At 69.8% G+C, this 2810-nt stretch carries 3 protein-coding genes; 1 reads left to right on the top strand and 2 read right to left on the bottom strand.

Going from position 1 to position 2810, the window contains the following annotated elements; all coding sequences use genetic code 11:
• Nucleotides 1–12 precede the first annotated feature (12 nt).
• Complete coding sequence (locus AC08OJ_RS19535) at nucleotides 13–195, bottom strand: hypothetical protein (RefSeq protein ID WP_462186253.1); 183 nt, start codon at nucleotides 193–195, stop codon at nucleotides 13–15.
• Between the two features lie 268 nt (nucleotides 196–463).
• Here AC08OJ_RS19535 and pyk point away from each other — a divergent pair, with 268 nt between their 5' ends.
• Nucleotides 464–1879: a pyruvate kinase gene (pyk, locus tag AC08OJ_RS19530; RefSeq protein ID WP_476594763.1), complete on the top strand. Its 1416-nt coding sequence runs from the start codon at nucleotides 464–466 to the stop codon at nucleotides 1877–1879.
• Between the two features lie 361 nt (nucleotides 1880–2240).
• Here pyk and AC08OJ_RS19525 read toward each other — a convergent pair whose 3' ends face one another.
• Entirely contained in the window at nucleotides 2241–2702 is a 462-nt protein-coding gene (locus AC08OJ_RS19525; protein ID WP_476596501.1) for a hypothetical protein, read from the bottom strand.
• Nucleotides 2703–2810: the final 108 nt, after the last annotated feature.

The following is a 2810-nucleotide window of genomic DNA, read 5'->3' as shown; positions in this document are numbered from 1 at the left end:
CAAAAACAGGCTCTAAGACCCGGGCTCGGCCGGACGAAGCGGTGCGGCCGCGGGGGAGCTCCCGCCGGCCGCGCCGCCGGCGTGCACCTCCGAGGCGACAACGCTGGTCTCGGCGGGAGCCATGACGTCGGCGACGGCGATGTCGATGTCGATGTCGCCGGACGATTGGCGGTGGATGGCGGGATTTTGTTTCATACCGGCTCCGGGGGACTCGATCGTGCCCTACCAACTTCCGCATCCGAGGGAGCGGATCCCAGGAACGTCCGGCGCCCTTGCCGTCTTTCCCGTATCACGCGCGTCGACCGACAGGGGTGTGGCGCGGACGATATGAACGGTACGCCGCTGCGCGACCACGCGCAGCATACAACGGATACGCCTGATCTGACTACTTCTCGGGCCGCCGCACACGTCTCCTGGTGGCCCCCGTGTGCAATGACCGACGATCAGTACTTAGGCTCTGGGTGTGCCCCGTAGAGCCAAGATTGTTTGTACCCTCGGCCCCGCGACCAGCTCGCCAGAGAAGGTCCGGGCCCTCGTCGACGCGGGAATGGACATTGCCCGACTAAATTTCTCCCACGGAACACACGAACAGCATGCCGTCACGTACGCGCGGGTGCGCGAGGCCGCGGAGGCGGCCAGCCGCAGTGTCGGCACGCTCGCCGACCTCCAGGGACCGAAAATCCGGCTGGGGAGCTTCGCCGACGGCGGGGTCACCCTGCTGCCCGGTCAGCGGTTCACCGTCACGATCCGTGATGTTCCCGGCGATCAGCATCAGGTCGGCACAACCTACCCGGGCCTGCCGGGCGACGTCGCGGCCGGGGATCGCGTCCTGGTTGACGACGGCCGCCTGGTCCTCCAGATCGACGGGGTGACCGACACCGACGTCCACACCACGGTCGTCATTGGCGGGCCGGTGAGCGACCACAAGGGGATGAACATTCCCAACGCCGCGCTCACCGTCCCGGCGCTCACCGAGAAGGACGCCGCTGACCTGCGGTTCGCCCTCAACCTCGGGGTGGACATGGTCGCCTTGTCCTTCGTCCGGAGTGCTGTGGACGCCGCGGCGGTGCATGCGATCATGGATGAGGTGGGGATCCGGGTCCCGGTCCACGCCAAGATCGAGAAGCCGCAGGCGGTCGCTGAACTCGACGAGATCATCGAGGCGTTCGACGGTCTGATGATCGCCCGTGGCGATCTCGGGGTCGAGCTGCCGCTCGAGGACGTGCCGCTCGTGCAGAAGCGCGCCGTCAGCCAGGCCCGGGAGCGGGCCAAGCCGGTGATCGTCGCGACCCAGGTGCTCGAGTCCATGGTCAGCGCGCCGCGGCCGACCCGTGCCGAGGCCAGTGACTGCGCCAACGCCGTCCTGGACGGCGCTGACGCGATCATGCTGTCGGCGGAGACGAGCGTCGGTGCATACCCCATCGAGGCCGCGGCCACCATGGCGCGCATCATCGAGACCGCCGAGGCCGACCTCGGCCGGATACCGCCCCTGCGGACCGAACCGCGCACGCTCGGTGGGGCACTCGCCCAGGCCGCCGCGTCGGTAGGAGCCGCGGTCGGCGCCCGTTATCTCGTGGCCCACACCCTCAGTGGTGACACGGCCCGGCGACTCGCCCGGTACCGTACAGAGGTTCCGGTGCTGGCCTTCACGCCGATTCCGGCGGTTCGCAACCAGATGGCGCTCTTCTGGGGCGTGGAAACCTTCCTCGTGCCGTTCGCGGACAGCACGGACGAGATGGTCCGCCAGGTCGACAGCGCCCTCTTCCATATTGGCCGATGCAAGCCGGGTGAACTGGTGGTCGTCGTCGCCGGGACGCCGCCGGGCGTGGCCGGCATGACCAACATGATGCGGGTCCATCGCATCGGGGAGGCCATCTGATCCCACCGTCTGACTGACCCCACCGTCTGGCGTCAGCGTCGCATCCCTGATCTTTGATCTTTGATCCCTGACCGAGAACTGGCCTACCTCGAGCACCCCGAGCCGCGCCGACGCCGAGTCCGCCGGTCGCCGACGGCCCGTCGGCGCGGCCACCGTTGTGCCGTTGCCGTTCTGGCACATGTCGGGCGTGAGCTGATGACTGTCATGATGATGCCGAGCTGGGCCTAGGCGGACAAGCTGGGGGCGTGGTACGGCCCGGGCCCGGTCGCCTCCGGTCCGTACCGGGTCGGCCGGCGGCCTGTTGCACACGGTGTATGTCAGGAAGTGGTGGGATGGCCGAGCAGGGAAGTGGGACGGACGGTCAGGTGTCCGACGCCCGGTCGACGAACGGCGACGCCGCGGCCAATCCCGAAACCGGAGTACCCCGGACCGGGCAGAGCGGTGGGACCACGGAGAAGACCGCACCGCGCCCGGGGGCCGGGAGGAACGCGGCCGCCACGTCCGCCCGTGCGTCGAATCCGACCTCCTCCCAGGGCGGACGAGCAGCGAGCGCGAGTTCGGCCGAGGCGGGTCCGGCCGGCCGGAGCGGTGCGGAGCGGGCCGGAAGCCCGCAGAGCACGACAAAGACAGAGAATCCCGAAAAGCCGGGGAACCTCGGGAAGCCGGGAAACCCCGGGAGCGCGGTTGCCGCCCCGCGGCAGGGTACCGGCCGTATCCCGCCGACGTCGGTTCCACCCTTGGGAGGAGCTTCACCGGCGCGGTCCGTGGGCGGCGGGCAGCGGTCGGTGCCGCCGGCTCCCGCCCGGCCAGCCGCGGCGGACACCCCGGAATCATCGAAGCGGTCGACGCCACCGAAGACCGACACACCCGCCCAGTCTGGTTCCAGTCAGCCCGGTTCCGCCCAGCCCGGTTCCGGCCAGGGGCGCGGCGC

It is taken from the genome of Frankia sp. CgKIO3 (assembly GCF_977946435.1).
The sequence above is the reverse complement of the archived record's forward strand: the minus strand, read 5'-3'. Positions and strand labels throughout refer to the sequence as shown.

Bases quoted from the DNA above. Each gene is read 5' to 3' on its own strand.
- AC08OJ_RS19535 (WP_462186253.1), bottom strand. From the start codon at position 195: ATGAAACAAAATCCCGCCATCCACCGCCAATCGTCCGGCGACATCGAC.